This is a genomic window from Ornithinimicrobium carbonis, assembly GCF_050703245.1.
Lineage (GTDB): Bacteria > Actinomycetota > Actinomycetes > Actinomycetales > Dermatophilaceae > Ornithinicoccus.
This window is the reverse complement of the sequence record NZ_CP192647.1, coordinates 3,621,002-3,647,064: the sequence shown is the minus strand read 5'-3', so window position 1 is coordinate 3,647,064 and position 26,063 is coordinate 3,621,002. Positions and strand designations below refer to the sequence as shown.

Genomic DNA, 26,063 nt, shown 5'->3' with positions numbered 1-26,063 from the left:
CCTGCGGATCAGCTCGGCCAGTCCGGGGTTCTCGCGGGTGATCACCTGCCGGGTGCCCTCGGGGGTGAGGTCCTGGGGACCCATCCCGGTGCCTCCGGTGGTGACGACGAGCCGGTGGCCGGCCGCGACCTTCTCGCGCAGCACGGTGGCGACCGACTCGACGCCGTCCGGGACGACGGTCGGTCCGTCCACCTCGAAACCCGCCTCGCGCAGCGCCTCGGCCAGCAGACGACCGGAGGTGTCCTCGCGCCGCCCGTCGGAGCTGCGGTTGGAGACCGTGATCGCGGCGGCGGTGCGGGGGGGGCGGGACGGGGTGGAGCTCATCGCTCCACCCTACGTCGTGGGCCTGCGGGCGGCCTCATCCCGAGGCCCGGGCAGGCTCTCCGATCGCCGTACCGGGGACCGACGGGGCCGAAGGCGGGCCCGACGTTCAGAGGAGACGGGAGACGGCTCGGTCGGCCGCCCGCAGGAAGCGCAGCACCACCTCGCGCTCGTCCGCCGAGAGGTCCTGGTCGAGCCGGGCCAGGTCGACGAACATCGGCATCAGGTGGCCCAGCATCTCCTCCCGTCCGGAACCGGTGGCCACGACGACGACGACCGTGCGACGGCGGTCGCTTGGATGCGGTTGCCGCTCGACGTGACCCCGGGCCACGAGCCGGTCGACGATGCCGCTGGCCGCGGCCGACGTGACGCCGAGCCGTTGCGCGAGCTCGGTGGGGCCGGTGGGCTCGTCCATGATGTGCTCGAGCACGGCGGCCTCGTTGTGCGAGAGCTCGGCCCGCCGGGCGAGCGCGGGGGTGGCCCGGCGGCTGGTGTCCAGGAGGCTGCGCAGGGCGTCCAGGGTCTCGCTGCGCTCCCACGACCCCACCCACCGGCTGTGCTCTCCGCCCGGGCCGGCTTGAGCGTTGCCGTGCTCCCCGCCCGGGCTCGCATGAGCGTTGCCGTGCTCCCCGCTGCGGCCGTGGTCGCTGCCATCGACCTGCCCCGGGCGGGTCGGTGCGTGGTCTCCGTCGCGAGGTTGGACAAGGGTGTGACGAACACGTCCCTCAGTGCTACGCTCGCTCATGAACTTGCTCACTTAGTTAGACAGTTGCTTGAATGCCAAGCCTACGTTATCCCGGAAGGACCTGCCATGAACGCGAACGCCCTCGTGCGTCTGCTCACCGGCCGACGCAGCTGGATCATCGCGCTCGTCGGACTGATCCTCGGAGGCTGGATGATCGCCGGGCTCGGTCAGGCCGAGCGCACCCCCGACCCGCTCTCCACGCTGCCGGCCGGCTTCGAGAGCACGGAGGGCCAGGCCCTGCTGGGGGAGCTGCCGGACGAGGGGAGCAGCACCGCCATCGTGCTGTTCACCCGCGAGGACGGACAGATCGCCGAGGACCTCCCCGGCCTGGGCGGGGTGATGGCCGGCATCGCCGAGACCTACGACACCGGTGAGGGCGCCCCCGTCGCGGGGGCGCCGGAGGGCGGGGCCGAGGGCGGAGGCGAGGCCGGACCTCCCCCGGGCGTCGAGACCGAGGGTGAGGACGGCGCAGGTCCGCCTCCGGGCGTCGACACCGGGGCCGAGGATGCCGCGGGAGCGCCTCCGGGCGGGCGCCGACACCGGGACCGAGGGCGCGGGTGGCCCCCCGCCCGGGGTGACGGAGGGCGGCATACCCGTGATCCCGTCCGAGGACGGCACCGCGGCCCTGAGCGTGCTCACCCTGGAGGCCCCGTCGGCGAGCGAGGCGCAGGAGGTCGTGACCTCGCTGCGGGCCGACCTGGACGAGGCCGTGCCGGAGGGGGTCACCGCCCAGGTCACCGGGCCCGCCGCGATCCAGGCCGACCTCGCCTCGGTCTTCGACGGAGCCAACATCACCCTGCTCGCCGTGACCGCGTCGGTGGTCGCGCTGCTGCTGATCGTCACCTACCGCAGCCCGATCCTGTGGATCGTCCCCCTCGTGGTCGTCGGGATCGCCGACCAGGTCGCCGCGACCGTGGCGACCCGGGTGCTGGCGTGGGTCGACGTGCCGTGGGACGAGTCGACGATCGGCATCCTCTCGGTCCTGGTCTTCGGTGCCGGGACGAACTACGCGCTGCTGCTCATCTCGCGCTACCGCGACGAGCTGCGCCGCTACGCCGACCGGCACGAAGCCATGGCGGTCGCGCTGCGCCGGGCGTCCGAGGCCGTCATCGCCAGCGCCAGCACCGTGGTCGTGGGCGTGCTGAGCCTGCTGCTGTCGGTCTTCCCGAGCACCCGCGGGCTGGGGCTGGCCTCCGCCGTCGGTGTCGTCGTCGCCGTCCTGGGCGTGCTCCTGCTGCTGCCGGGCGCCCTGGTGGTCTTCGGCCGGTGGATCTTCTGGCCGCAGGTGCCCCGCGAGGGCCAGCAGCTGCTCAGCGAGTCCCGGTCCCTGTGGCGGCGGATCGGTGACACGGTGGCGCGGGCGCCCGGCGTCTCGATCCTGGTGACGCTGGGGGTGCTGGCGGCGATGGCCTTCGGGCTGACCCAGACGGTCAGCGGGCTGGCGCCGGAGGACCAGTTCCTCGAGACGCCCGAGGCCATCACCGCCTCCGAACGGCTCGGTGAGTCCTTCCCGGCCGGCACCTCGGACCCGGTGCTGGTCGTCACGAGGACCGACGACGCGGCCGTGGTCGAGGAGCTGGCCGAGCGGGTCGGGGACGTCGACGGGGTCACCTCTGCCACGGCCGTCGACCCGGTCGAGGGCATCGGTCAGGTCCAGGTCGTCCTCGAGGCCGACCCGGGCAGCGAGGCCTCCACGCGGACGGTGTCCGAGGTGCGGGCCGAACTGGAGGGTGAGGACCAGACCTACGTGACCGGCGGTGCGGCGTCGTCGGCCGACGAGAGCGCGGGCAACGTGCGCGACCGGTGGGTGGTGATGCCGCTGATCCTCGTGCTGGTGCTCGTCGCGCTCATGGGGCTGCTCCGGTCGGTGCTGGCACCGATCATCCTCGTGGCCAGCGTGGTCGCCACGTTCACCGCCGCCCTGGGTGTCTCGTGGTGGTTGTTCACCGGCATCTTCGGCTTCAGCGCGATCGACGCGAGCATGCCGCTGCTGGCGTTCCTCTTCCTCGTCGCGCTGGGGGTGGACTACAACATCTTCCTCATCACCCGGACGCTGGAGGAGGCCAGGGTCCACGGGACCCGCGAGGGAGTCCTGCGGGCGCTGGGGGCCACCGGTGGCGTCATCACGAGCGCCGGCATCCTGCTCGCCGCCGTCTTCGCGGTGCTGGGCGTCCTGCCCCTCGTGGTGCTCGCCCAGATCGGCGTGGTCATCTGCATCGGTGTGCTGATGGACACCCTGGTGGTGCGGACCGTGCTCGTGCCCGCGATCGTGCGGGTGCTGGGCCCCACGTTCTGGTGGCCGCGCAAGGTCGAGCCGGTCGAGCCGGTCGAGCGGTCCGGCGAGGCCCGGGAGCCGGTCACCGTCGGAAGCTGACGGCTGACGGGTTGATGGACTGGTCGGGTTGCCGGGGCTGGCCGGACGACCGGCTGATGGGGCCGACCGGCTGAGTGTGCGCTCGACCTGGTGGCGTCCCCGTTGCTGCGTGTCGCGTGCTGCAGGATCCGTGCTCCAGGCCGGGACACGCCGCAACGCCGTGGCACTGTGCACCACACGCCGCTGCGGACCCCCCAGTCGCTGCCGGCGCCCGCGCTCACCGGCCGCTGACCCGGAAGGCCGCCACCTCCCGGTGGGTCGCCGCCACCCAGGCGGCGAGCGCCAGGCAGGTGAGGGACCCCAGGACCGCGGTGGCCGCCGGGGTCGTGAGACCGGCGACCGCTCCCGCGCGGGCGTTGCCGACGTCCGGACCGGCGAGCCCGATGACGTGCTCGACCGCGGAGACCCGGCCGAGCTGCTCGTCCGGGGTGGCGAGCTGGACCATCGCCGCGCGGGAGGTCACCGAGACGGTGTCCGCCGCCCCCGCCACGGCCAGGAAGCCCAGGACGAGCCAGGCCTGACCGGCCCAGGCAGCGGCACCGAAGCCCAGCAGCGCCAGCCCCCAGGCGGCGACGGCACCCACCTGGATGCGCCCCAGCCGGTCGGCCCTGGTGATCAGGCCCGACGTCGCGCCGGCGGACATGCCACCGACGGCGACCGCGGACAGGAAGAGCCCCAGCGTGCGCGGATCGCCGTCGAAGAGCTCCTGGTTGACCATCGGGAAGAGGGCGACCGGGAAGGCGAGCAGCGTCGCAGCCAGGTCGAGCAGGAACGACCCGCGCAGGACCGGGTCGCCGCGCACCGTCCCGATGCCGTCCGCGAGCATCACCACCCCCCGGCGGGTGCGACGCCATACCCGGGCGGCCGTCCCCTCCGCGGCCGTCCCCTCCGCCGCCGTCCCCTCCGATGCCGCCCCCTCCGGTGCCACGGCCGACGGCGGGGCCGCAGCCGCAGCGTCTCCGGCCTCGTCCGCCACGGACTCCGTCCGGCCCCGCGCCGGGCGGGGCGGCAGCGGCGGCAGCCCCCGGATCGCCCACCACGCGACCGCCAGCGCCACCCCGTTGAACAGGAAGCACACGCCCGCCGACGTCGCACCGAGGATCAGCCCGCCCAGCGCCGGCCCCACGAGCATCGAGGCCTGGAAGGTCAGCATGAGCAGCGCGATGCCGGCCGGCACCAGCGTCCTCGGCAGCAGCCGGACGACGAAGGTCCGTCGCGACGGCGCCCCCACGGCGCTGAACGCCGACTGCACCCCGGCCAGCCCCAGCAGCACCGGCAGGGGATAGGCCCCCAGCACCAGCTGACCGGCCAGGGCCAGCCCCGCCAGCGACTGCCCACCGGTGGACCACAGCGCCACCCGCCTGCGGTCGAGCACGTCCGCCAGGGGACCCCCGACCAGCCCGAAGACGATCAGCGGCACCGCCTGCACCAGACCGATCGCGCCGACCCAGAAGGGGTTGCGGGTCAGGTCCCACACCTGGAAGAGGACCGCGACGGTGGCGACCTGGATGCCCAGCCCGGCCAGCAGCCCGTTGGCCCACACCCGCCGGTAGGTCCCGACCCGCAGCGGGCTGAGGTCGACGAGGGCCCGGCCGGCGCTCACCGGCGTCCCGGACGCAGCGACGGGGGGTGGCCGACGCGGCGGGCGCGGACCCCGCCGGCGACGCGGCTCACAGGATGAAGCGGAACAGCGGGCTGTCGGCCGGGATCGGCTCGACGTCCATCGAGCTGGCCTCCATCCGCTCCAGCAGCGAGGCGAGGTCCTCCCGGCGCCCGAGCTCGATGCCCACGAGCGCGGGGCCGGTCTCGCGGTTGTTGCGCTTGACGTACTCGAACAGCGCGATGTCGTCGTCCGGCCCCAGCACCTCGTCGAGGAACTGCCGCAGCATCCCCGGCTCCTGCGGGAAGTCGACGAGGAAGTAGTGCTTGAGCCCCTCGTGGATGAGCGAGCGCTCCATCACCTCGCCGTAGCGCAGCAGGTCGTTGTTGCCCCCGGAGACCACGACCACGACCTGCTGCCCGGGCGCCAGGTCCAGCTGGTCGAGCGCGGACGCCGCCAGCGCCCCGGCGGGCTCGGCGATGATCCCCTCGGTCTGGTAGAGCGCGATCATCTCGGTGCAGATCGCCCCCTCCGGGACGGACACCAGCTCGGGGGTGTGCCGTGCCACGACCTGATAGGTCCGGTCGCCGGCGCGGGCGACGGCGGCGCCGTCCACGAACCGGTCGATCTCCGGCAGCGTGGTGGGGCCGCCCGCCCAGGTGGCGGCGATCATGCTGGCCGCCCCGGCCGGCTCGACGCCGACGACCCGGACGCCGGGGTGGCGCTCGGAGAGCCAGGTGAGGCAGCCGGCGAGCAGCCCGCCGCCACCGACCGGCACCACGAGGACGTCCGGTGCCCCGGGCAGGTCCTCCACGACCTCCCGGGCGATCGTGCCCTGCCCGGCGATGGTGTGCGGATGGTCGAAGGCCGGGATCAGCGTGGCCCCGGTGCGCTCCACGTCGGCCAGCGCGGCCGCGGCGGCCTCGTCGTAGGTCTGACCGCCGACGACGACCTCGACCCAGTCGCCGCCGAGCGCGGCGACCCGCTCCCGCTTCTGCCGCGGGGTGTTGGCCGGCAGGTAGATCCGGGCACTGACGCCCAGCGTGGCGCAGGCGTGCGCGACGCCCTGGGCGTGGTTGCCCGCGCTCGCGCAGACGACGCCCGCCCAGATCTGCTCGCTGTCCAGCTGGGCGATGAGGTTGGCCGCGCCGCGCCCCTTGTAGGAGCGGACCGGCTGCAGGTCCTCCCGCTTGAGCCAGACCGTCGCGCCGGTCGCCGCCGAGAGGCGCTCGCTGCGCTGCAGGGGGGTGCGGGCCACCTTGCCGAGGATCCGGTCGGCCGCGGCGTCGACCTCGTCCGCCGCGGGCAGGGGTATGTCGTGCGCGCCCGCCGCGTGCGGGTGGGTGCCGGGCTGCGTCATACCTCCTCCCGGGCGAGCCGGCCCATCGCCAGCATCGCCAGGGCGGCCGCCTGGTCGCCCAGGAGCGAGTCGTCGAAGAGCACCTCGGCGGAGTGGTTGTACGGCGCGGTGGCCGGGTCGACCTCCGGCGGGCTGCACTGGAGGAAGAAGAACGTGCCGGGCACCTGCGCCAGCACGAAGGAGAAGTCCTCCGAGCCCATGTGGGGGGAGGGCCGCTCCTCCACGCGGTCCTGCCCGAAGGCCTCGACCAGCCGCTCGGCCACCCAGGCGGTCTCGTCGTGGTCGTTGACCGTGACGGGGTACTGGACCTGCAGGGACACCTCCGCGGTGCAGGCGTGCGCGGCCGCGATCCCCTCGGCCACGCGGGTGACCTCCGCGCGCACGGCGTCGACCTTGGCGTCGGAGAGCGTCCGCACGGTCGCGCCCAGGGTCGCCGAACCGGGGATCACGTTGACCGCCTCGCCCGCCCGCAGGCGGGTCACCGAGAGCACGACCGGGTCGCTGGCGTCGAAGCGGCGGGTGACCATCGTCTGCAGGGCGGTGCCGACCGCCATCAGGGCGGCGACCGGGTCGGCCGCCTTGTGCGGCTGGGATCCGTGGCCGCCGCGTCCGTGGACGGTGATCTCCAGGACGTTCGACCCCGCCATGACGGGGCCGGAGCGCTGCCAGAAGACGCCGCGCGGGCCGGGGGAGACGTGGATGGCGTAGGCGGCGACCGGCTGCTGGTCGCTGGCCTGCAGCAGCCCCTCGTCGAGCATGACCTTGGCCCCGCCGTAGCCCTCCTCGCCCGGCTGGAACATGAACAGCACCGACCCGGCGAGCTCCTCGCGGTGGGCGCTGAGCAGCCGCGCGGCGCCGACGAGGCCGGTGGTGTGCAGGTCGTGGCCGCAGGCGTGCATGGTGCCGGTGGTGGCGGCGAAGTCGAGGCCGGTGTTCTCGGTGACCGGGAGGCCGTCCATGTCGCCCCGGAGCAGGACGGTCGGGCCCGGCCGCGCGCCGCGCAGCACCGCGACCACGGAGGTCGTTCCCTCGCCGGTGGTGATCTCCAGGGGGAGCCCCTCCAGCGCCTCGAGCACCCGCTGCTGGGTGCGGGGCAGGTCCAGGCCGACCTCGGGGTCGCGGTGCAGCTCGCGGCGCAGCGCCACCAGGTCGTCCAGCAGCGCGCGTCCCTCGTCGATCAGGCTCATGCCGACCAGCCTACGACCGGGACGGCCACGGCATACCCCGTCGCGGACCCGACTCCACCCGGGGCGGACACGGCATCCCCCGCCGCGAGCGCCACACCCCTCACCCGAAGAGGATCGCGGCCTCGTCCCACTGGTCGCGCGGGACCGTCTTGAGGTGGCTGGTGGCGTCGCTGAGGTTGACGTGGGAGATGTCGATCCCGGAGAGCGCCACCATCGTGCCCCACAGCTTGTTGCTGACCGCGTCGACCGCGGCGGTGCCGAAGCGCGTCGCCAGGACCCGGTCGTACGAGCTGGGCACGCCTCCGCGCTGCAGGTGGCCGAGCGTGGTGTTGCGCGTCTCGATGCCGGTGCGCTCCTCGATCAGCCGGGTGACCTGGTCGCCGACGCCGCCGAGCAGCGGCCGGCCGAAGCTGTCCCTCTGGTCGCTCTCGACCCGGGCCTGGCCGGCGAAGGTGAACCCCTCGGCGACGACCACGGTGGGCGCGCGGCCACGGTCGTGCGCGTGCTGCACCCACTCGCACACCTGCTCGGGGGTGACGGGCACCTCGGGGATGAGGATGACGTGGGCGCCTGAGGCCATGCCGGCGTGCAGGGCGATCCAGCCGACGTGCCGGCCCATGACCTCCACGACCATGCAGCGGCTGTGCGCCTCGCCGGTGGTCCGGAGCCGGTCGATCGACTCCGTCGCCACCGACACCGCCGTGTCGAAGCCGAAGGTGCGGTCGGTGGCGGACAGGTCGTTGTCGATGGTCTTCGGCACGCCGACGACGTTGATGCCGTCGTCGTGGAACATCCGGGCCACGGTCAGCGTGCCCTCGCCGCCGATGGCGATCAGGGCCTCGATCTCGTGCTTGTCCATGACCTCCTTGACCCGCGCCGTGCCGCCGTTGGTGATCGGGCTGACCCGCGAGGTGCCCAGGATGGTGCCGCCGACCTTGGACAGGCCGCGCACGCGCTGGCGGGGGAGCGGGACGATGTCGTCCTCGACCAGCCCGCGGAAGCCGTCCTTCACGCCGACGAACTCGTGGTCGTAGATCCGGTCACCCTTGAGCACGACGCCCCGGATGACGGCGTTGAGGCCGGGGCAGTCTCCACCGGCGGTGAGCAGGGCGATCTTCATGGGGGTCCATCCTCGGCGCCGGGCGGGCGCGGGGTCGGGGGCTGGGACGGGAGACGCCGACCACCCTGGAGGGTGACCGGCGTCGGTGCACCTCCCAGGGTATGCCGTGCACGGTCGCCTCCGCGACCGCCCCGCGACCGCCCCGCGACCGCTCCGCGACCGCTCCGCGACCGCTCCGCGGCCGGCCAGCGACCGCTCCGCGGCCGTCTGCGGGGGTTACCGGCGGGTCGTGCGGGGGGTGTGGCAGGCTGTCCGCCAGACCGCGCCCGCACGGGCCGGAACGGCACCGTCCCGCACGGGCCGACGCCGCCCGCCGCACCTTCCGGAGGAATCCTCGTGACGACCGCCGCCGTGAGCACCCGCCCGGGTGCCGGAGTTCTCGCCGACCGCATCCTGCCCCGCAGCTCCACCATGACGGACGTCGCGCTGGTCGCCACCGGCGCGGCCGTCGTCGGTGTGCTGGCCCAGCTGACGGTGCCCATGTGGCCGGTGCCGATCACCGGGCAGACGCTGGCCGTGATGCTCGTCGGCGCCGCGCTGGGCATGCGCCGCGGGGCGGCCGCCCTCACCACCTACCTGGTCGTCGGACTGGCGGGGGTGCCGTGGTTCGCGGAGGGTCGTGGCGGACCGGCGATGGTGCTGGCCCCGTCGTTCGGCTACATCGTCGGGTTCATCCTCGCGGCCGCGGTCGCGGGCTGGTGCGCCGAGCGGGCCTGGGACCGTCGCCCCCTGCTGGCGATGGCCGGCTTCTGCGCCGCGACGGTCATGCCCTTCCTCGTGGGAGTGCCCTACCTGGCCGGCGTGCTGGGGCTGACCGACCTGGCGACGGTCGCCGCCTACGGCATCACGCCCTTCATCGTCCCCGGGCTGATCAAGGCGGGCATGGCCGCAGCGGCCCTCCCGCTGGCCTGGAAGCTGGTGCAGCTGCTCGACAGCCGCACCGGCCGCTGAAGCTCGCCGCACGTCACTGACGACCCGCCGGTGCCACCTTTCGTGCGCCGCGGCGGTTGACCGCGCGCAGGTTCGTCAGGCGTCCTCGGCCTCCTCGAGCGCGACCCGCGCCTCGTCCCTCCGCCGACGGGCCGCCTGCAGGGCCTCCTCCGCCTCGACGCGTCCCTGCTGCGCCTGCGTCAGCCCGTCCTGGGCGCGGGCGTGGGACTCCTCGGCGGCGGTGAGCTCCGCGCGCGCCTCCCGCAGGGCCTCCTCGGCCTGCGCGACCACCTCGGCCGCCGTCCGCACCTCGTCCTCGGCCTCCGTCTCGGCCGCAGCGGCCCGGCGGCGTTCGGCCCTGGCGGCGGCCACGACCTTCTCGGCCTCGTCCAGCTCCATCTCGAGGGCGTCGACGTCGGGGTCCGGCGGCTCATCGGCCTCGTCGTCCTGCTGCTCGTCGTCCTCCTGATCCTCCTCGACCTCGTCCTCGCCGTCCTCGCCGTCCTCGTCGCCGTCCTCGGCCCCGTCCTCGTCACCGTCGCCGTCCTCGGCCCCGTCCTCGGCGCCGTCGAGATCCTCGCCGTCGCCGTCGCCGTCGTCGGCCTCGGCCTCGGCCGCCCCGTCCTGCCCCTCCGCGTCCCCGACGCCGTCCTCCTCGTCGACCCGGCCACCCTCGATCCGGGTCAGCACCACGCCCGTGCTCGTACGGGCGACGGCGTCGGCCAGGTCGACCTCGCCGAACCCGCTGTAGGACAGGGCCCGGGTCAGGTGCCCGCTCGTGACGACCTCGGTGGCGGCGGCGTCGGCCAGCGCGGCCACGGCCGTGTCCCGGACCTCCGCCTCGACCGCGGCCGTGAGCGGTCCCTCGGCGTGCTCGGCCGCGGCCCGCACCCAGTCGCGCAGCAGCTCGTCGCGGTCGGAGCGCAGCGCGGCCAGCGCCCTCCCGTCGAAGGCGGAGGTGGCGTGCCGCATCGCCCCGCCCAGGTCGACCAGCCGGTCGACCACCGCGTCCTCGGCGCGGACGAGAGTGTTGACCGCTGCGGCGGAGACGCTCGGCTTGCGCATGGCGCCGAGCTCCTTGGCGACCTCCCGGTGCTTGGCCGCGCGCAGCTCCTTGGCCAGGGCGGTCCGGGTCGTGACGAACTCGGCCGCGGGGGCGGCATACAGCTCCTGGACGGCGTGCGCCAGGGCCTGCTGGGGGTCGGCGGGCACGTCCACACCGCGAGAGTAGCCCCGGCCTCTCGCCTACGCTGGCCCCGTGGAGGCCAGCCCGTCGGACGTCGAGCCGCCGGCCGGCCCGTCCGAACAGCCATCCTTTGTCGTGCCCCTGCACGCGCTGGGGACCGACGTCGACCTGCACGTCACCGGCCACGCCGCCCCGGAGCTCGCGGCCCAGCTGCGCGACCGGTGGCACCTCGCCCTGCGCCCGGCCGCTGCCGACGCCGCGCGCCCGACGCCGCTGCCGATGCAACCGACGCCGCCCCAGATGTCACACCCGACGCCGCGTCCGGCCCTGCGCCGGAGACCGTGGTCGTCCGCGCCCACCGGCTCGCCCCGGAGGAGACCCCGCCGCCGTGGACCCGCGGCGCGCGCACCGTCGCCGACAGCGACCCCCGCCGGCTGCTGCAGCACCTGACCCAGGCCGTGACCCATGCGGTCATCACCGCCCGGACCGGGGACCTGCTGATGCTGCACGCCGCCGCCCTGGCCGACCCGGTCACCGGCGCGACCGCCGTCTTCGTGGCCCCCGGGAACACCGGCAAGACCACGCTGTGCCGCACGCTCGGGCCGACCCGCACCTACGTCAGCGACGAGACGGTGGGCATCCGCCGCGACGGGGGCGTGACGCCATACCTGAAGCCGTTGTCCACCCGGCGCCCCGACTGGGCGGGCGTCAAGGACGAGCAGGCGCCCGGGCAGGTGGGGCTGCGAGCGCCGGTCGCCGAGCCCTGGGTGGCCGGGATCGTCGTGCTGCGCCGCGACGCCGAGCACGCGGGCCCGGTCGAGCTCGAGCCCCTCGACACCCTCGACGCGGTCGTCGCGTTGACCCCCGAGTCCTCCGGCTTCATGCGCACCGACGGGCCGCTGCGCTGGCTGGCGGACGTGCTCGAGCGCACCGGCGGCGCGCGGCGCGCGACGTACGCCGAGGTGAGCGGGCTGGAGCCCCTCGCCGCCGAGATCTGCGCCCGGAGGTCGCCGTGGTGACGCCGGCCCGGGGGACACCGCGGGGTGTGCCGTCCCCCTTCACCCGGGTGCGCACCGTCGTCGCCCACGACGAGCTGCACCGCGAGGGGGAGTCGCTCGTGCTGCTCGACGGACAGGTGCAGCGGGTCTCGGCGCTGGGGACGGTCGTCCGGGAGAGCGCCCGGGTGGCCCTGACCGTGGCCGAGCTGGCCGAGGTGCTGGAGGAGGTGTTCGGACCTCCGCCGGAGGGCGAGACCCTGGTCACGACCCTGGAGGTGGTGGCCACGCTGCTCGGCGTGGGGCTGCTGGAGCCGGTCCACGAGGAGGGCACGACCGGCGCCTGAGACCGACCGACGCACAGACCTGTGCGCCGCAGGAGGGTCATGCAGCACACTGGCACCCGTGTCTGTCGCCCCCTACCTGGCCCTGGTGCTCGGCCTGGCCTCGGCGTTCCAGCTGATCGCCTACAAGCTGAAGGTCCCCTCCATCCTGCTGCTGCTGGTCGGGGGCTTCCTGCTGGGCCAGCTGGTCTCGCCCGAGGCGGTGCTGGGACGCGACCTGCTCTTCGCCGGGGTCAACATCGCCGTCGGCATCATCCTCTTCGAGGGGTCGCTGTCGCTGCGCTTCCGGGAGCTGCGGGGCCTGGGGCAGACCGTGCTGCGGCTGTGCACCGTCACGGTCCTGCTCGCCTGGCTGCTCATCACGGCGGCCGGGATCGTGGTCGGCGTGGGGTGGCAGCTGGCGCTGCTCATCGGGGCCCTGCTCGTGTCACCGGCCCCACCGTCATCGCGCCCATCGTGCGGCAGCTGCGGCCCACCCGCCGGGTCTCCTCGATGCTGCGCTGGGAGGGGATCATCGTCGACCCGATCGGGGCGATCCTGGCGGTGCTGGTCTTCCAGGCGGTCATCATCAGCGGGCCGGAGCCGGCGCTGGGGACGGCGCTGTGGACCCTCGGTCGCACGATCCTCGTCGCGACGGTGATCACCCTCGTCCTGGGCGTCGCGCTGGAGGTGGCCCTGCGCCGCCACTGGATCCCCGACTTCCTGGAGGGGACGGTCTTCCTGGCGGTCTCCGTCGCGGCGCTGGTGATCTCCAACGAGATGCAGACCGAGAGCGGGCTGCTCACCGTCACGATGCTGGGCATCTTCCTGGCCAACCGGCCCGGGCTGCGCCTGGACCACGTCCGGGAGTTCAAGGAGCACCTGCAGGTGCTCATCGTCGGCACGCTCTTCGTCCTGCTCGCGGGCCGGCTCTCGCCCGCCGAGGTCCTGGGCGTGCTGCCCACGGCCCTCGTCTTCGTGACGATCCTCATCCTCGTGGTGCGGCCGGCCTCGATCTGGCTGGGGCTGATGGGCACGTCGGCCACCCGCGAGGAGCGCACCCTGCTGTCCTTCATGGCGCCGCGGGGCATCGTCGCGGCGGCGGTCACGAGCATCTTCGCCCTCGAGCTGGAGCACGCCTCGGAGGAGGCGCTGCTCGCCAGCCGGGAGGGCGGTCTGGACCCGACCGACCTGCTGCGCCTGGAGGCCCAGGCCGAGCGGCTGGAAGCCCTCGTCCTCGCCTCGGCGGACCTCGTCCCGCTCGTCTTCATGACGATCGTCATCACCGTGGCGGTCTACGGCCTGGGGGTGGGCCGGCTGGCGGAGCGTCTCGGCCTGGCGACCACCACCCCGCACGGGGTGCTCTTCGCCGGTGCCCCGACCTGGGCGCGGCAGTCGGCGGCCGTGCTGGAGAAGCTGAAGGTCCCGACGCTGCTGGTCTCGCTCTCCCCGGCCGAGGTGATGCAGGCCCGGCTGTCCGGCCTGCGTGTCGAGCGGACGCACATCCTGTCGGAGTACGCCGTGGAGGACATGGAGCTGGCCGGTATCGGGTCCCTGGTGGCGGGCACGTTCGACGACGAGACCAACTCGACCGCCGCCCGGGAGTTCGCCCACACGCTGGGGTCCCAGCGCACCTTCACCGTGCGGCGCCAGGCCGACCCGCTCCCCGAGGGGAGCAGCCCGCAGGAGAAGCAGCGGGCGCAGGCGGAGAAGCAGGCGGCGAAGAAGCACGGGGACCGTCGGCACGGCCAGCGGGGCAGCGCGAACCGGGGGAGCGGGAGCGGGAGCGAGCGCGACGGGGCCGGGAACGGACGGCGCCGGTCCATGGACAAGGCCCCCGTCCAGAAGGGGTCGGCGCAGGCGAAACGCCGCACGGCCACGAAGCTGAGCACCAACGTGGCCTTCTGGCCGCCGCTGTCCTCGCCCGAGCTGGAGGACCGCATCCGCGAGGGCATGCAGGTGCGCCAGACCAAGCTCACCGAGCAGCACCCTCTGGACGCCTTCCTGGAGCGGGAGCCGGACGCCGTGCTGATGTTCGTCGTCGAGGACGGGGTGGCCCGCGTGGTCACCGCGGACACGACGGTGCCGCAGACCGGTGTCGCGCTGGTCGCGCTCGTCAAGGCCCGCGGCGCCGCGACGCACCAGGTCAGGGAGCTGACCGAACGTCCGGGCGACGACGACCCGGAGCCGGAGCCGGAGCCGGAGGTGGCCGAGAGCGAAGGTGGGAGCGAGGCGCCGGACGCCGACCGCTGAGCGCACCGGGGCCGGGGCCAGGGGCGGGCCGGCCGCGAGCTGGACCCGGGGACGGGCCGACCGGGGCCGGGGGCGGGGAGGTGGCCGGGCCATCAGGGCGGAGCAGGGCCTCCGTCAGGCGGATCCGGGTGCAGGCCTGTCGTTGCATGACGGTCCCCGCGGGGCCCTCCGACGACACGCCGGACCCGGGCGTGCACGGTGGGGCGATCTCCGGCTATGGTGCCTGTGCGCCTGAAGTTACATGTGTGTTGTTTGTGACTCATGTGACTACCGAGATCAGCAGCAGGACGAGTGGGGCCCGCCCACGCGTCGCCGTGGAAAGGAACGTCATGAGCACCAGGACCCTTCGAGGGCTGGCCGCCGGTGCTGGGGCCGCCGCCGTCCTCTTCGCCGGCGCTGCCGGCGCCTCCGCCATCCCGGGCCAGCCGCAGGCCGACTTCTGGGAGGAGTACTTCGAGAACCAGAACTTCTCGAGCGTCAGCTGCCACGTATCCACCCAACCCGGCGGCTTCGACTCCAGCGACATCGAGATCTTCGAAGAGGGAGAGGGCGGCTGGGGGCCACTCCTGGAGGACGACAACGAGTGGATCGCCGTCGTGCTCAAGGTCGCTGAGGACTACCAGGTGCTCAACTGGAACGGCTACGGGGCCTATTCCTACGACGACGAGCTGCCCGGATCCTCGCCCGGCAACGTGACCCACGCCATCGTCTGCCAGGCTGTCGCCGACGACGACAACGGCGTGACCCCGGGCGACGGCGACGAGACCGACGAGCCCACCGAGACCGACGACCCGACGACCGACCCCGAGGAGCCCACCGACCCGGGCAAGGACGACGACAAGGACAAGGACGACGACAAGCCGACCGGTCCCCCCGTCGAGACCGACGGTCCTGCCACCCCCGCCGGCCCGAACATGGGCCTGATGGGTGGAGCCGCTCTCCTCCTGGGTGGCGCCGGCGCCGCGGGCTGGGCGATGCGTCGCCGGGCCGGCGAGCACTGAACCGACCCTGAACCGCCAGGTGCACCGCATACCCGGAAAGCAGTGACGTGACCCGAGGTCCCTCGTTCCTGGTCCCCACCGCCCTGCTCGTCAGCACGCTCGGTCTGAGCACGCTGACGGTGCAGGCGGTGGGGGCGCTGGCGGGGACCTCTGGCCGTGTCACGGCCGAGGGGGCGGACGCGCCGGCGCGTGGGTGAGCCCTGGCCGACGCGAACCTCGACGAGGAGCCGATCAAGCCCGAGGGGCTCACCGCGCAGGGCACGATCAACCCCGACCAGGGGGACATGATCTGGTACACCGGCACCGGCCGCGTCGTCCCCGGCCAGGTCGGCACCGCCGTCATCGCGGCGCACATGATCTACCACGACGAGCCGGACGTCTTCTACGACCTGGGGGAGGTCGAGGAGGGTGACGTCGTGGAGGTGGGCTACGCCGACGGCGACGTCCGTGAGTTCGTCGTCACGCACACCACACAGGTGTCCAAGGAGGGCCTCCAGACCAACGCGGACGTCTGGGGCGACCAGGACGACGTGGCCCGCATCGCGCTGATCACCTGCGACGACTCGCTGGGTGAGCGCTACGACGGGCACCGCAAGGCCAACTTCGTGGCCATCGCCGAGGCTGTCGAGGACTGACCGCCCCGGGGCTCGGGCGGCCCCCACCTGCGGCCGAGGGCCGACCCACCTGCGGCCGAGGGCCGACCCCCCCACCTGCGGCCGAGGGCACCCCCACCCGCGCTCAGGGCCGCCCCCACCCGCGCCCCTGAGCGCGGGGCGACCGCCGGCGGCAGGACGCGTACCCTGGAGGGGTCCCAGCCGGGACTCCCCCACCGTCGTGCTCCCCCTGGAGGGGTCCCTTGACCATGCCCGCGATCGACGCCCGCGCCCGGACGCTGGCCTTCCTGGCCCTCGTCACCGGCGGCGTCGGCATCGGCATCACCGAGTTCGTCACGATGGGCCTGCTCCCGCAGATCGCCGAGGGGGCCGGGGTCAGCATCCCCATGGCCGGGCACACCATCTCCGCGTACGCGCTGGGGGTGGTCGTCGGCTCGCCGCTCATCGCCCTCGGGACCGCCCGGATGCCGCGGCGCGCGGTGCTCATCGTCCTCATGGTCGTGTTCACCGTCGGCAACGCCCTCACCGCGCTGGCCCCGACCTACGAGCTGCTCATCGTCGCCCGCTTCCTCGCCGGCCTGCCGCACGGCGGCTTCTTCGGCCTGGCCGCCCTCGTCGCGGTCGCGCTCGCGCCGCCCGGGCAGGGAGGGCGCGCCGTGGGTACCGTGATGCTCGGCATCCCGATCGCCATGGTGCTGGGCGTCCCGCTCGGCACCCTCGCCGGCCAGGAGCTCGGCTGGCGCGCCACCTACTGGGCCGTCGCCGCCCTCGGCGCGCTCACGGCATACCTCGTGCGGGTCTGGGTGCCCTGGACCCCGGGGCGGCCGGAGCAGTCCTACCGCACCGAGCTCGCCGCGTTCGGCAACCTGCAGTTCTGGCTGTCGCTGCTCGTCGGGGCGATCGGCTTCGGCGGCATGTTCGCGATGTACTCCTACATCGCGCCCACCGTCACCGAGGTCGCCGGCTTGGACCAGCGCTGGGTGCCGGTGTTCCTCCTCGTGCACGGCGCGGTCTCGCTGCTCGGCACCTGGCTCGGCGGGCGCCTCAGCGACTGGTCGGTGCTGCGCACGCTGGTCATCAGGGGGCTGGGCTCGGCGGTCTCGCTGCTGGCCTTCTGGCAGACCTCCCGCTGGCTGGTGCCGGCGCTGCTCACGCTCGCCGTCATCGGCGTCTCCGGCTCCGCGTGGGTGGTCGCGCTCCAGCTGCGCCTGATGGCCGTCGCCGGCTCCGCGCGCACCCTCGGCGCCGCGATGAACCACTCCTCGCTCAACCTGGCCAACGCCCTCGGCGCGTGGGTGGGTGGCCTCGTCATCGCGGGCGGGTACGGCTACCGCGCGCCCTCGCTCGTCGGCGCCGCGCTCTCGGTCGGCGGGCTGGCCGTGCTGGGCGTCTCCCTGCTCGTGCACCGGCGCGGTCGCGCTGCCACGATGGGGTAGCGCGACCACCAGACCCGAGCGAGAAGGAGCCGCGATGACCCTCCACCTGGGTGGATACACGCAGGACCAGCCCACGGACCGGTCCGGCTGGGGCAGGGTCGACTACGACCCCACCACCGGCTTCGGGGACGCGGTCGCCCTCCCGGGCCCGGCCGCGCCCTCCTGGCTCGTGCGCATCGCGGGGACCGAGGAGGGGTATGCCGTCAGCGAGGCCGACGGGGGGTCCGTGGTCCGGGTGCACCCCGAGGAGGGCGTGGTCTCGTCGGTGGACAGCGGAGGGATGGGACCGGCCCACCTGGCGCTCTCGCCCGACGGCCGGTGGCTCGTCGCGAGCAACTACGTCAGCGGCAGCCTGGGGCTGGTCGCGGCGGGGGAGGAGCTGGAGCTGGTCGACGAGCTGCAGCTGGAGGGGGATGGGCCGCACGATCGGCAGGATTCGTCGCACGCCCACCAGGCCGTCTTCGTGGGGGAGGACCGGCTGCTCGTCTGCGACCTGGGCGCCGACCGGGTGCCCGAGCTGGAGGTCGTCGACGGGGCGCTGCGGCACGTGGGGGAGATCGTGCTGCCGACCGGGAGCGGGCCGCGGCACCTCGCGCTCGCCCCGGACCGGGACGACCTGCTGTGGGTGGTCGGCGAGCTGGACCAGACGGTGCACGTGGTCCGGCGGAAGGGTGGCGGCGGGGACGGCGCTGACGGGGACGGCGCTGAGCGGGGTGGCGCGGACGGGGACGGCGCTCGCCGGAGCTGGGAGGTCGTGCAGACGATGACCACCGCGCCCGAGGGTCCGGGTCCGGGGGAGACGACGACGGGCGGCATCGTCGTGTCACCGGACGGGCGGCACCTCTACGTCTCGACCCGGGGCACCGACACCGTCTCGGTCTACGCCGTGGACGACGATGGGCTGCTGGAGCTGCGCCAGCAGGTCGTGACGGGCCACTGGCCACGGTTCATCGGCTGGGTTCCCGGCCACGAGGGCGACCTGCTCCTCGTCGCCGCCGAGCGCGAGGGGTCGGTGGACGTCTGGTCCACCGACGAGGGCCTCTTGGAGAAGACCGGCCACTCGCTGGCCTGGTCGGCGCCCACCTGGGTGGGCTAGCGGGGGCTGGGAGGACCGCCCTCCGTCGATGCGACGAAGCTCGTCCCGATGCGACGAGACCTCGTCGCGGTGCGACGTCTCGTCTCGATGCGACGAAACTCGTGGCGGTCGGTGGAAAGATCCTCCGAACGCAGGGACCTCCGCTGTCTTGACGCGGCAGTCCCGTGACACACCGGTCGTCCGGACGACCGGCGTGTCACGACAGCGGTGTCCGCCGGTCCTCGGCGACCGCAGGGGTGGCGTCCCGGCGCCGTCGCCGCACGGCCAGGGTCGTTCCGACGACCACCACCAGGGCGAGCAGGGCCGCCAGGGCGAGGGGCTGACCGGCCATGGCGGCGATCGTGGCACCCCACAGCGCGAACCCGATGGTGCTGTAGATCCCCGCCCAGGCCAGCGCCCCCGGGACCTGGACGAGGGTGAACACGGGCCAGGCGATCCGCAGCATGCCGGCGGCGGCCAGGACCATCGTCTGGAACCCCACGGTCAGGTACGCCAGCGGGATCGTGACCAGCCCCCACCGCTGGATGGAGCTGCGTCCCCGCGCCACGCCGTCGCCCCGGAGCCAGCGGTGCACCCCGGCCTTCCAGCCCTCCGTGGGGCGGGTGCGCCGCAGGGTCTGCTCGGTGACGACGCGCGCCAGCCAGTAGGTGGCCTGCCCGCGCAGCATGGCGACCGCGAAAAGGAAGAGGTAGGCGACGAGGAAGCCGTGCCCCTCCCAGAAGAACTGGCCCTGGCTAGCCGTCACGGTGCCCATCGCACCTCCCAGGATATCGGCCGACGCGCCGTCCCCCGTTCCTCGGTGCCACACTGTGCGCCATGGCAGACGCACCCACGACCCTCGTCATCCTCGGCGCCTCCGGAGACCTGACCCGCCGGCTCCTCCTGCCCGGCCTGGGTTCGTTGCTGCGGATCGAGCCCGACCGCCACGTCGTCGTCCTGGGCGCCGACCGCGCCGAGATGAGCCAGGAGGAGTGGAAGCAGCGCGTGTCCGACTCCCTGCAGGAGGCCGACGTTCAGGAGGAGGTGGCCGAGCGCGTGGTGGGTGCTGCGCGCTACCAGCAGACCGACGCCCTGGACCCGCAGCAGCTGACGGAGCTGGTCGCGGACGTGCCCGGGGGCCTGGTCATCTACTTCGCCCTCCCGCCCCAGGTCACCGTCGGGGTGTGCGCGCTGCTGGCCGAGATGGACCTGCCCGAGGGTACCCGGCTGGCCATGGAGAAGCCGTTCGGCCACGACCTGGAGACCGCCATCCAGCTCAACGAGCAGGCGAGGAAGGTCGTGCCCGAGGACCAGATCTTCCGGATCGACCACTTCCTCGGCGTCAACACCGTGCTCAACCTGCTCGGGCTGCGCTTCGCCAACCGGATCTTCCAGCCGTTGTGGACCGCCGAGCACATCGAGCGGGTCGACATCTGCTACGACGAGTCGCTCGCGCTCGAGGGCCGGGCCGGCTACTACGACAAGGCCGGCGCCCTCACCGACATGACCCAGTCCCACCTCCTGCAGGTGCTGGCGATGTTCGCGATGGAGTCGCCGGCCAGCATGGACCCCGACGAGATCCGCTCGCTCAAGGCCCAGGTGCTGCGGGCGACCGCACTGTGGGGCGGCGACCCCGTGACGGCCTCGCGCCGGGCCCGCTACACCGCCGGCACCATCGAGGGCCGTGAGGTGCCCGACTACACCGCGGAGGAGGGTGTCGACCCGGAGCGGGGGACAGAGACCCTGTCCCAGCTCATCGTCCACGTGCGCAACCAGCGTTGGGCGGGCGTGCCGTTCGTGCTCCGCAGCGGCAAGGCCCTCGGGGACGACAACAAGCAGATCACCGTGACCTTCCGTGCCCCGGCGCACATCCCGGACGGCCTGACCGAGAGCGGTGCTCCCGACCGGCTCAAGCTCGAGCTGCGCCCGGGCGCGGTGGCCCTCGACATCTCGGTCAACGCCGAGGGCGACCCGTTCGACCTGGAGCAGAAGGAGCTGGGCACGCCGCTCGGCCAGCCTCGCATGAAGCCCTACGGCGAGGTCCTCGGCGGGATCCTCGACAGCAACCCGCTGCTGTCGATCCGCGGAGACACGGCCGAGCAGATGTGGCGGATCGTCGAGCCGGTCCTGGACGCCTGGCGCGCGGACGAGGTGCCGATGGAGGAGTACGCGGCCGGGACGGCGGGGCCGGACGGCTGGTACGAGATCCCCGCCACGGACTGAGCCGGACCACCGGCTCGGTCCGTGGCGCGCCCGTGCCGAGACTGAAGGCAGCGGTGACGCTCGTCGAGGTCGACGGGTCGGCCGCTCCGATCGGACGGTGGACAAGGGGCGGCGCGTACGCAAAGGTGGTTTGGCATGGACGAACTCGCGCGCAGGCTCGGCCTCCGGACCAACCCGCAGATCTTCTTCTGGTCCGCCGGACTGATGATCGTCATCCTCATCCTGCTGCTGGCCTTCCCCGGCCCGCTGGGGGAGATCTTCGGCCAGGGTCGCGACTGGGTCGTGACCCACCTCGGCTGGTTCTTCATCCTCGGGGTGACCAGCTGGGTCGTCTTCCTCATCTGGGTCGCCTTCAGCCGCTACGGGTCGTTGCGGCTCGGCGACGACGACGACCGGCCGGCCTACACGAACCTGTCCTGGTTCGCGATGCTCTTCGCCGGCGGCATCGGCACCGTCCTGATGTTCTGGGGCGTGGCCGAGCCGATGTCGCACTTCGCCAGCCCGCCGTTCACCGGTGTCGAGCCCTACTCGGTCGAGGCCGCGCGCAGCGCGATGAGCATCTCGCTCTACCACCTGAGCATCCACACCTGGGCCATCTTCACCCTCCCGGGGCTGGCGTTCGGGTACTTCGTCTACCGCAAGGGTCTGCCCCTGCGCTTCTCCTCCGCGTTCTACCCCCTGCTCAAGGAGCGCATCCACGGGCCGGCCGGCAAGACCATCGACGTCTTCGCGGTTCTCGGCACGATCTTCGGCCTGGCGGTGTCGCTGGGTCTGGGAACCTCTCAGATCAGCGCCGGCCTGAGCTCCCTCACCGGCCTGGAGGACGCCGTCTGGCTGCGGGTCGTCATCATCTCGGTCCTGACCCTGGTGGCCACCGCCTCCATCGTCGCCGGGCTGGACAAGGGTGTGAAGCGCCTGTCGAACCTCAACATCCTCACCGCGGTCGGCCTCATGCTGTTCGTGCTCTTCGCCGGGGAGACGGTCTTCCTGCTGCGGCAGATCATCGAGAGCCTGGGCTACTACCTGCAGGACGTGGTCCGGCTGAGCTTCTGGAACGACGCCACGGCCGACTTCTCCAAGGAGGGCGGCTGGGGCTGGCAGGGCGGCTGGACCGTCTTCTACTGGGCGTGGACCGTCACGTGGTCGCCGTTCATGGGCATCTTCCTGGCCCGCATCTCCCGGGGCCGCACCATCCGTGAGTTCATCGGCGGCGTCATGGTGGCCCCGTCCCTCTTCACCCTGGTGTGGTTCGTGATCTTCGGCTGGTCGGCGATGGAGCTCGACGGCATCGGCGGCAGCGGCGGCGACCTCTCGGCGGCGGTGGCCGAGAGCGTGCGTGCCGCTGGCGATGTTCGCCTTCTTCGACAACTTCCCGCTCGCCACCCTGACCTCAGGCATCGCGATCGTCGTGGTCGCGCTGTTCTTCGCCACCTCCTCCGACTCCGCCTCGCTCGTCGTGGACATGCTCTGCTCCGGCGAGGCCGAGGGTGGCCCGACCCGGCAGCGGGTGTTCTGGGGCGTCTCGGAGGGGGCGGTGGCGGCGAGCCTCATCGTCCTCGGCGGCGACGAGGCGCTCGCCTCGCTGCAGCAGGTCATCACCGTCATGGGTCTGCCGGTCTTCGTCCTGGTCTTCGCCATGGTCCCGATGCTGGTCATGGCCTTCCGGGAGGAACCGTTCGTCGTCCGCAAGGGCGTCGTGCCGGCGAGCGAGAGCGCGATCATGCCGAAGGAGGACGCCGGCGACGGCGCGACCGCGCCCACGGTGGGTGCGGGCACGACCACGCCCCCGCCCGCGCAGGGCCCGGCCGACAACTCGACGGCGTCCACCCAGGACGTGCGCGAGGGCGAGGGGGCGCGACCGTGGTGACGGAGGACCCGGGCGGCCCCGACGACCGGCGTGCCGGGAGCCCACCCGCGCCCTGACGGCATACCCCGGGTATGCCGTGACCGGCCCCCTCAGGCCTGCCGCGGGTCCCGCGACTGCCGGGCTCCGCCGATCCGGGCGGCGCCCCGCTCGACCAGCTCGTAGAGCACGGGCACGAGGATCAGCGTCAGCAGCGTGGAGCTGATCAGGCCGCCGATCACCACCAGCGCCAGCGGCTGGGACAGGAAGGCCCCGCCCCCGGTGACCGCCAGCGCCAGCGGGGTGAGCGCCAGGATCGTCGCGGCGGCGGTCATGACGATCGGCCGCAGGCGGTGCCGGGCCCCCTCCACGACGGCCTGGTGGCGGTCCATCCCCCGGTCGCGGTACTGGTTGACCAGGTCGATGAGCACGATGGCGTTGGTGACCACGATCCCGATGAGCATGAGCAGCCCGATCAGCGAGGCCACGTCCAGCGGGAACCCGGTGACGAGCAGCAGGGCGATCGACCCGGTCGCCGCGAACGGTACCGACACGAGCAGGATCAGCGGCTGCACCAGCGAGTTGAACGTGGCCACCATGACCAGGTAGACGATCGCGATCGCGGCGAGCAGCGCCAGGCCCAGCGACCGGAACGCCGAGGCCTGCTCGGCGCTCACGCCGCCGACCTCGACCTGGACGCCCTCCGGCAGGTCCAGCCCCTCCAGCGCGGTGGTCAGCCGGGCGCTCGTGGCGCCCAGGTCGTCACCGGTCGGCCGGCCCTCGACCGTCGCCGCCCGCAGCCCGTCGATCCGGGTGATGGACACCGCCTCCTCGACGGTCTCCAGCGCGGCGACGTCCCCGAGCACCACCGCCTCGCCGTCGGTGTCGGTCGCGACCTCGAGCGCGGCGAGCGCCTCGACGTCCGGAGCCTGACCCTGTCGCAGGAGCACGTCGATCTGCTGGGCGTCCAGCTCGACCCGGCCCACCCGCGCCCCGTCGGTGGCCGCCTGGACGACCTGCCCCAGCTGGGACTCGACCACCCCGACCTCGGCCGCGGCCGCCCGGTCCACCTCCACCCGCAGGGCGGGCACGGTGTCGGTGAGGTTGTTCGTCACGTCGGTGGCGCCCACGTCACCCATGACCTCGGTGACCTGGCCGGCGGCGGCCCGCAGGTCGTCCTCGTCCTGGGCCTGGACGACGACCTCCAGGTTGGAGGTGCCCATCTGCTGGCCGGCGGCGGCGACGAGCGAGGCTCCCTCGGGCAGGTCCTCCTCGAACCGGGCGGCCATCGTCGCCCCGAAGGCCTCACCCTCGACCCCCTCGGCCAGGGTCAGCGCGAAGGTGGCGGTGTTGGCCCCGCTGCCCAGGAAGACCGCCTCGATCCCGCCCGGGCTGCCCGCGACGACCTGGTATGACTCCACCTCCTCCTGCTCGGCCAGCCACTGCTCCACGCGCGCGGCCTCCTCGTCGGTCTGGTCCAGCTGGGTGCCGGTCGGCAGCGTGAGCGTGGCCTGCAGGGTGTTCTCCCCGGAGCTGCCGATGAAGTCGGTCTTGAGCTGGGTGGCGGTGTAGGCGGTGCCGGCCAGCAGCAGCCCGGCCAGGCCGAGGGTCAGCCACGGCCGTGCCAGGGCGGTGCGCAGCACCGGCAGGTAGGCCCGCTGCAGCACGTCGGGGGAGTCGTCGGCGTCGGTGTCGTCGGCGTCGCCGACCCGCTCGCGCCCGCCGTGCCGGCCCCGGCCGCCCAGGAACCAGAAGCCCAGGACCGGGACGATCGTCAGGGCCACCAGGAGCGAGGCGAGCATGGCCAGTGCCACGGTCACCGCGAAGGGCCGGAAGAGCTCGCCGACCTGTCCGGTGACGAAGCCCAGCGGCAGGAACACCGCCACGGTGGCCACCGTGGCGGAGGTGATCGCGCCGGCGACCTCGCGGGTGGCCTCCACGACGGCGGTGCGCCGCTCGTCGCCCCGGGAGATGTGGCGCTTGATGTTCTCGACGACCACGATCGAGTCGTCCACCACCCGGCCCACGGAGATGGTCAGCGCCCCCAGCGTCAGGATGTTGAGGCTGTAGCCCAGCGCCTGGAGCCCGATGAGCGCCAGCAGCAGCGACAGCGGGATCGACACCGCGGTGACCAGCGTCAGGCGGACCGAGAGCAGGAAGACGAGCACGACGAGGACGGCGAAGCCCAGGCCCAGCAGGCCCTCGGTCGCCAGGTCCTCGATCGACTTCTCGATGAAGGGCGCACCGTCGAAGACGGTGATCAGCTCCCCGCCGTCGAGCGCCGTGCCCACCTCCTCCTCGAGGTCGGCCAGGGCGCGCGAGACGTCCACGGCGTTGCCGTCCGGGGTCTTGGTGATCGCCAGACCCACGCTCGGCTCCCCGTTCGTGCGCGTGTATGCCGTCGCCTCCCGCGACTCCAGCGTCACCTCAGCGACGTCCCCGAGGGTGGGGACCTCCACCTCCTCGGCGTCGTCGGCGGCGGCCCGGGCCTGCTCGGCGCCTGCGCCGGCCTGCTCCGCGGCGGCCGCCGCGGCGGCGGCCTGCTGGGCCAGGGCCGGGTCGGTGGGGTCTGCCTGCGCGGCGGCCGCGGCCTCCTCGGCCGCGGTGCCCGCCTCCTCGGCCGCGCTCTCGGCCTCGGCGGCGGCAGCCTCCTGCTGGGCGGCGGCCTGCCGGGCGCCGGCGGTCTGCTGGGTCAGCAGCGGCAGGGCCGCGATGTGCTCGACCGAGGTCAGCCGGGAGCCGACCTGGACGGGCAGCTCGCGCTCACCGTCCAGGACCGTGCCCCCGGGGAGCACCACGCCGTTGGCCTGGAGCAGCTGGGCCACCGCGGCCACGTCGGCACCGACCTCGACCGCCTCCTCCTCGTCGAGGTCGATCGTGACGACCCGGTCGGCGACGCCGGAGAGGGTGACCGCGCGGACGCCGTCGATGTCCTCGATCTCCGGGAGGACCAGGCGCTCGAGGCGGTCGACGAGGTCCTGGGGGTCGCTGTCCTGCCCGCCGACGGCGGCCAGCTGGATGATGGGGAAGTCGTCGAGGTTCCCCGCGAAGATCTGCGGCTCGGCGCCCTCCGGCAGTCCGGTCGAGGCGGCCAGCACCGTCCGCTGGAGGGAGGTCTGGGCGGCACCCAGGTCGGTGCCGTAGTCCAGCTCGACGACCACGGAGGAGAAGCCGTCGGTGCTCGTCGAGGTGACCTCCACGACGTTCTGCAGGCCCTGCGCCACGACCTCGAGCGGTTCGGTGACCTGCTCCTCGACGACCGAGCTGCCCGAACCGGGCACGGCGGTCGTGATCGCCAGCACCGGGAACTGCAGGGAGGGGAAGAGCTCGCGGGGGAGCGTCGCCGTCGACCACAGGCCGGCCAGCACGGCGAAGAGGGTGGTCAGCGCGATGAGGGCCCGGTTGCGGACGCTGAACAGCGTGAGGCGTGACATAGGATGCCAAGCCTACGGCCAACGGTTAGCCTCCCCCTAAACG

Annotated in this window: 20 protein-coding genes and 3 pseudogenes; 13 read left to right on the top strand and 10 right to left on the bottom strand. The window is 73.5% G+C overall.

From position 1 onward, the window contains the following. Positions 1–18: 18 nt before the first annotated feature. The 3 genes and pseudogenes from ACQ95T_RS18270 to ACQ95T_RS18260 form a co-directional block, all read right to left on the bottom strand. Positions 19–324, bottom strand: a pseudogene (locus ACQ95T_RS18270) (MogA/MoaB family molybdenum cofactor biosynthesis protein); the annotation flags it as partial. A gap of 106 nt (positions 325–430) precedes the next feature. Then, complete coding sequence (locus tag ACQ95T_RS18265) at positions 431–868, bottom strand: MarR family winged helix-turn-helix transcriptional regulator (RefSeq protein WP_431473246.1); 438 nt, start codon at positions 866–868, stop codon at positions 431–433. 365 nt (positions 869–1,233) lie between these two features. After that, positions 1,234–1,416: a hypothetical protein gene (locus tag ACQ95T_RS18260; protein ID WP_431473245.1), complete on the bottom strand. Its 183-nt coding sequence runs from the start codon at positions 1,414–1,416 to the stop codon at positions 1,234–1,236. Positions 1,417–1,571: 155 nt separating this feature from the next. On the opposite strand from ACQ95T_RS18260, the gene ACQ95T_RS18255 reads away from it, so the two are divergent. Then, on the top strand, positions 1,572–3,440 hold the full coding sequence (locus tag ACQ95T_RS18255) for an MMPL family transporter (protein WP_431473244.1): 1,869 nt from the start codon (positions 1,572–1,574) through the stop codon (positions 3,438–3,440). A gap of 217 nt (positions 3,441–3,657) precedes the next feature. Here ACQ95T_RS18255 and ACQ95T_RS18250 read toward each other — a convergent pair whose 3' ends face one another. From ACQ95T_RS18250 to ACQ95T_RS18235, 4 genes are all read right to left on the bottom strand, one after another. Then, the gene (locus tag ACQ95T_RS18250) at positions 3,658–5,043 is read right to left on the bottom strand and encodes an MFS transporter (protein ID WP_425942405.1); all 1,386 of its coding nucleotides are present in this window, start codon (positions 5,041–5,043) and stop codon (positions 3,658–3,660) included. A gap of 67 nt (positions 5,044–5,110) precedes the next feature. Continuing rightward, positions 5,111–6,400, bottom strand: a complete 1,290-nt coding sequence (gene ilvA / locus ACQ95T_RS18245; protein WP_425942403.1) for a threonine ammonia-lyase IlvA — start codon at positions 6,398–6,400, stop codon at positions 5,111–5,113. After that, the gene (locus tag ACQ95T_RS18240; RefSeq protein WP_425942402.1) at positions 6,397–7,587 is read right to left on the bottom strand and encodes a M20 metallopeptidase family protein; all 1,191 of its coding nucleotides are present in this window, start codon (positions 7,585–7,587) and stop codon (positions 6,397–6,399) included. The genes ilvA and ACQ95T_RS18240 overlap by 4 nt, the downstream gene beginning before the upstream one ends. A 100-nt stretch (positions 7,588–7,687) precedes the next feature. Next, positions 7,688–8,707, bottom strand: coding sequence for a 6-phosphofructokinase (locus tag ACQ95T_RS18235; RefSeq protein WP_425942400.1), 1,020 nt, complete (start codon positions 8,705–8,707; stop codon positions 7,688–7,690). A gap of 336 nt (positions 8,708–9,043) precedes the next feature. On the opposite strand from ACQ95T_RS18235, the gene ACQ95T_RS18230 reads away from it, so the two are divergent. Beyond that, on the top strand, positions 9,044–9,658 hold the full coding sequence (locus ACQ95T_RS18230) for a biotin transporter BioY (protein WP_425942398.1): 615 nt from the start codon (positions 9,044–9,046) through the stop codon (positions 9,656–9,658). A 75-nt stretch (positions 9,659–9,733) separates the two neighbouring features. Here ACQ95T_RS18230 and ACQ95T_RS18225 read toward each other — a convergent pair whose 3' ends face one another. Then, positions 9,734–10,855: a hypothetical protein gene (locus ACQ95T_RS18225; RefSeq protein ID WP_425942396.1), complete on the bottom strand. Its 1,122-nt coding sequence runs from the start codon at positions 10,853–10,855 to the stop codon at positions 9,734–9,736. A gap of 309 nt (positions 10,856–11,164) precedes the next feature. Between ACQ95T_RS18225 and ACQ95T_RS18220 the strand changes: the two genes are divergently transcribed. The 8 genes and pseudogenes from ACQ95T_RS18220 to ACQ95T_RS18185 all read left to right on the top strand — a co-directional run bounded on the left by ACQ95T_RS18220 (position 11,165) and on the right by ACQ95T_RS18185 (position 18,541). Continuing rightward, positions 11,165–11,842 (top strand): hypothetical protein, encoded by a 678-nt coding sequence (locus ACQ95T_RS18220; RefSeq protein ID WP_431473243.1) that lies wholly within the window; start codon positions 11,165–11,167, stop codon positions 11,840–11,842. 26 nt (positions 11,843–11,868) lie between these two features. Further along, positions 11,869–12,165, top strand: a complete 297-nt coding sequence (locus ACQ95T_RS18215) for a hypothetical protein (RefSeq protein ID WP_425942392.1) — start codon at positions 11,869–11,871, stop codon at positions 12,163–12,165. A gap of 58 nt (positions 12,166–12,223) precedes the next feature. After that, positions 12,224–14,394 (top strand): annotated as a pseudogene (locus ACQ95T_RS18210) (cation:proton antiporter). 329 nt (positions 14,395–14,723) lie between these two features. After that, on the top strand, positions 14,724–15,395 hold the full coding sequence (locus ACQ95T_RS18205; protein ID WP_425942388.1) for a hypothetical protein: 672 nt from the start codon (positions 14,724–14,726) through the stop codon (positions 15,393–15,395). 47 nt (positions 15,396–15,442) lie between these two features. Then, positions 15,443–15,592, top strand: a complete 150-nt coding sequence (locus ACQ95T_RS18200; RefSeq protein ID WP_431473242.1) for a hypothetical protein — start codon at positions 15,443–15,445, stop codon at positions 15,590–15,592. Between the two features lie 87 nt (positions 15,593–15,679). Continuing rightward, the gene (locus tag ACQ95T_RS18195) at positions 15,680–16,030 is read left to right on the top strand and encodes a class F sortase (RefSeq protein WP_431473241.1); all 351 of its coding nucleotides are present in this window, start codon (positions 15,680–15,682) and stop codon (positions 16,028–16,030) included. 227 nt (positions 16,031–16,257) lie between these two features. Further along, the gene (locus ACQ95T_RS18190) at positions 16,258–17,445 is read left to right on the top strand and encodes an MFS transporter (protein ID WP_431473240.1); all 1,188 of its coding nucleotides are present in this window, start codon (positions 16,258–16,260) and stop codon (positions 17,443–17,445) included. Between the two features lie 34 nt (positions 17,446–17,479). Beyond that, positions 17,480–18,541: a lactonase family protein gene (locus ACQ95T_RS18185; protein WP_425942384.1), complete on the top strand. Its 1,062-nt coding sequence runs from the start codon at positions 17,480–17,482 to the stop codon at positions 18,539–18,541. Positions 18,542–18,737: 196 nt separating this feature from the next. On the opposite strand, the gene ACQ95T_RS18180 is transcribed toward ACQ95T_RS18185, so the two are convergent. Beyond that, complete coding sequence (locus ACQ95T_RS18180) at positions 18,738–19,295, bottom strand: DedA family protein (protein ID WP_425942382.1); 558 nt, start codon at positions 19,293–19,295, stop codon at positions 18,738–18,740. Between the two features lie 62 nt (positions 19,296–19,357). Between ACQ95T_RS18180 and ACQ95T_RS18175 the strand changes: the two genes are divergently transcribed. The 3 genes and pseudogenes from ACQ95T_RS18175 to ACQ95T_RS18165 all read left to right on the top strand — a co-directional run bounded on the left by ACQ95T_RS18175 (position 19,358) and on the right by ACQ95T_RS18165 (position 22,610). Then, complete coding sequence (locus ACQ95T_RS18175) at positions 19,358–20,743, top strand: glucose-6-phosphate dehydrogenase (protein ID WP_425942380.1); 1,386 nt, start codon at positions 19,358–19,360, stop codon at positions 20,741–20,743. Positions 20,744–20,878: 135 nt separating this feature from the next. Next, positions 20,879–22,060 (top strand): annotated as a pseudogene (locus ACQ95T_RS18170) (BCCT family transporter); the annotation flags it as partial. A 31-nt stretch (positions 22,061–22,091) separates the two neighbouring features. Next, a complete protein-coding gene (locus tag ACQ95T_RS18165) occupies positions 22,092–22,610 on the top strand; it encodes a BCCT family transporter (RefSeq protein WP_431473857.1) in 519 nt (172 codons plus the stop codon). Between the two features lie 89 nt (positions 22,611–22,699). Here ACQ95T_RS18165 and ACQ95T_RS18160 read toward each other — a convergent pair whose 3' ends face one another. After that, a complete protein-coding gene (locus ACQ95T_RS18160) occupies positions 22,700–26,020 on the bottom strand; it encodes an efflux RND transporter permease subunit (protein ID WP_425942376.1) in 3,321 nt (1,106 codons plus the stop codon). Positions 26,021–26,063 lie beyond the last annotated feature (43 nt).

What these genes read in the sequence shown, in the direction of transcription:
- ACQ95T_RS18260 (WP_431473245.1), bottom strand. Translation starts at nt 1,416, where the DNA reads ATGCCGGCCATCACCCCGCCCAGGCCGGGGAGGTCCTCGGCGATCTGT.
- ACQ95T_RS18255 (WP_431473244.1), top strand. Translation starts at nt 1,572, where the DNA reads ATGCCGCGGGAGCGCCTCCGGGCGGGCGCCGACACCGGGACCGAGGGC.
- ilvA (WP_425942403.1), bottom strand. Translation starts at nt 6,400, where the DNA reads ATGACGCAGCCCGGCACCCACCCGCACGCGGCGGGCGCGCACGACATA.
- ACQ95T_RS18240 (WP_425942402.1), bottom strand. Translation starts at nt 7,587, where the DNA reads ATGAGCCTGATCGACGAGGGACGCGCGCTGCTGGACGACCTGGTGGCG.
- ACQ95T_RS18235 (WP_425942400.1), bottom strand. Translation starts at nt 8,707, where the DNA reads ATGAAGATCGCCCTGCTCACCGCCGGTGGAGACTGCCCCGGCCTCAAC.
- ACQ95T_RS18205 (WP_425942388.1), top strand. Translation starts at nt 14,724, where the DNA reads ATGAGCACCAGGACCCTTCGAGGGCTGGCCGCCGGTGCTGGGGCCGCC.
- ACQ95T_RS18195 (WP_431473241.1), top strand. Translation starts at nt 15,680, where the DNA reads ATGATCTGGTACACCGGCACCGGCCGCGTCGTCCCCGGCCAGGTCGGC.
- ACQ95T_RS18190 (WP_431473240.1), top strand. Translation starts at nt 16,258, where the DNA reads ATGCCCGCGATCGACGCCCGCGCCCGGACGCTGGCCTTCCTGGCCCTC.
- ACQ95T_RS18185 (WP_425942384.1), top strand. Translation starts at nt 17,480, where the DNA reads ATGACCCTCCACCTGGGTGGATACACGCAGGACCAGCCCACGGACCGG.
- ACQ95T_RS18180 (WP_425942382.1), bottom strand. Translation starts at nt 19,295, where the DNA reads ATGGGCACCGTGACGGCTAGCCAGGGCCAGTTCTTCTGGGAGGGGCAC.
- ACQ95T_RS18175 (WP_425942380.1), top strand. Translation starts at nt 19,358, where the DNA reads ATGGCAGACGCACCCACGACCCTCGTCATCCTCGGCGCCTCCGGAGAC.
- ACQ95T_RS18165 (WP_431473857.1), top strand. Translation starts at nt 22,092, where the DNA reads ATGTTCGCCTTCTTCGACAACTTCCCGCTCGCCACCCTGACCTCAGGC.
- ACQ95T_RS18160 (WP_425942376.1), bottom strand. Translation starts at nt 26,020, where the DNA reads ATGTCACGCCTCACGCTGTTCAGCGTCCGCAACCGGGCCCTCATCGCG.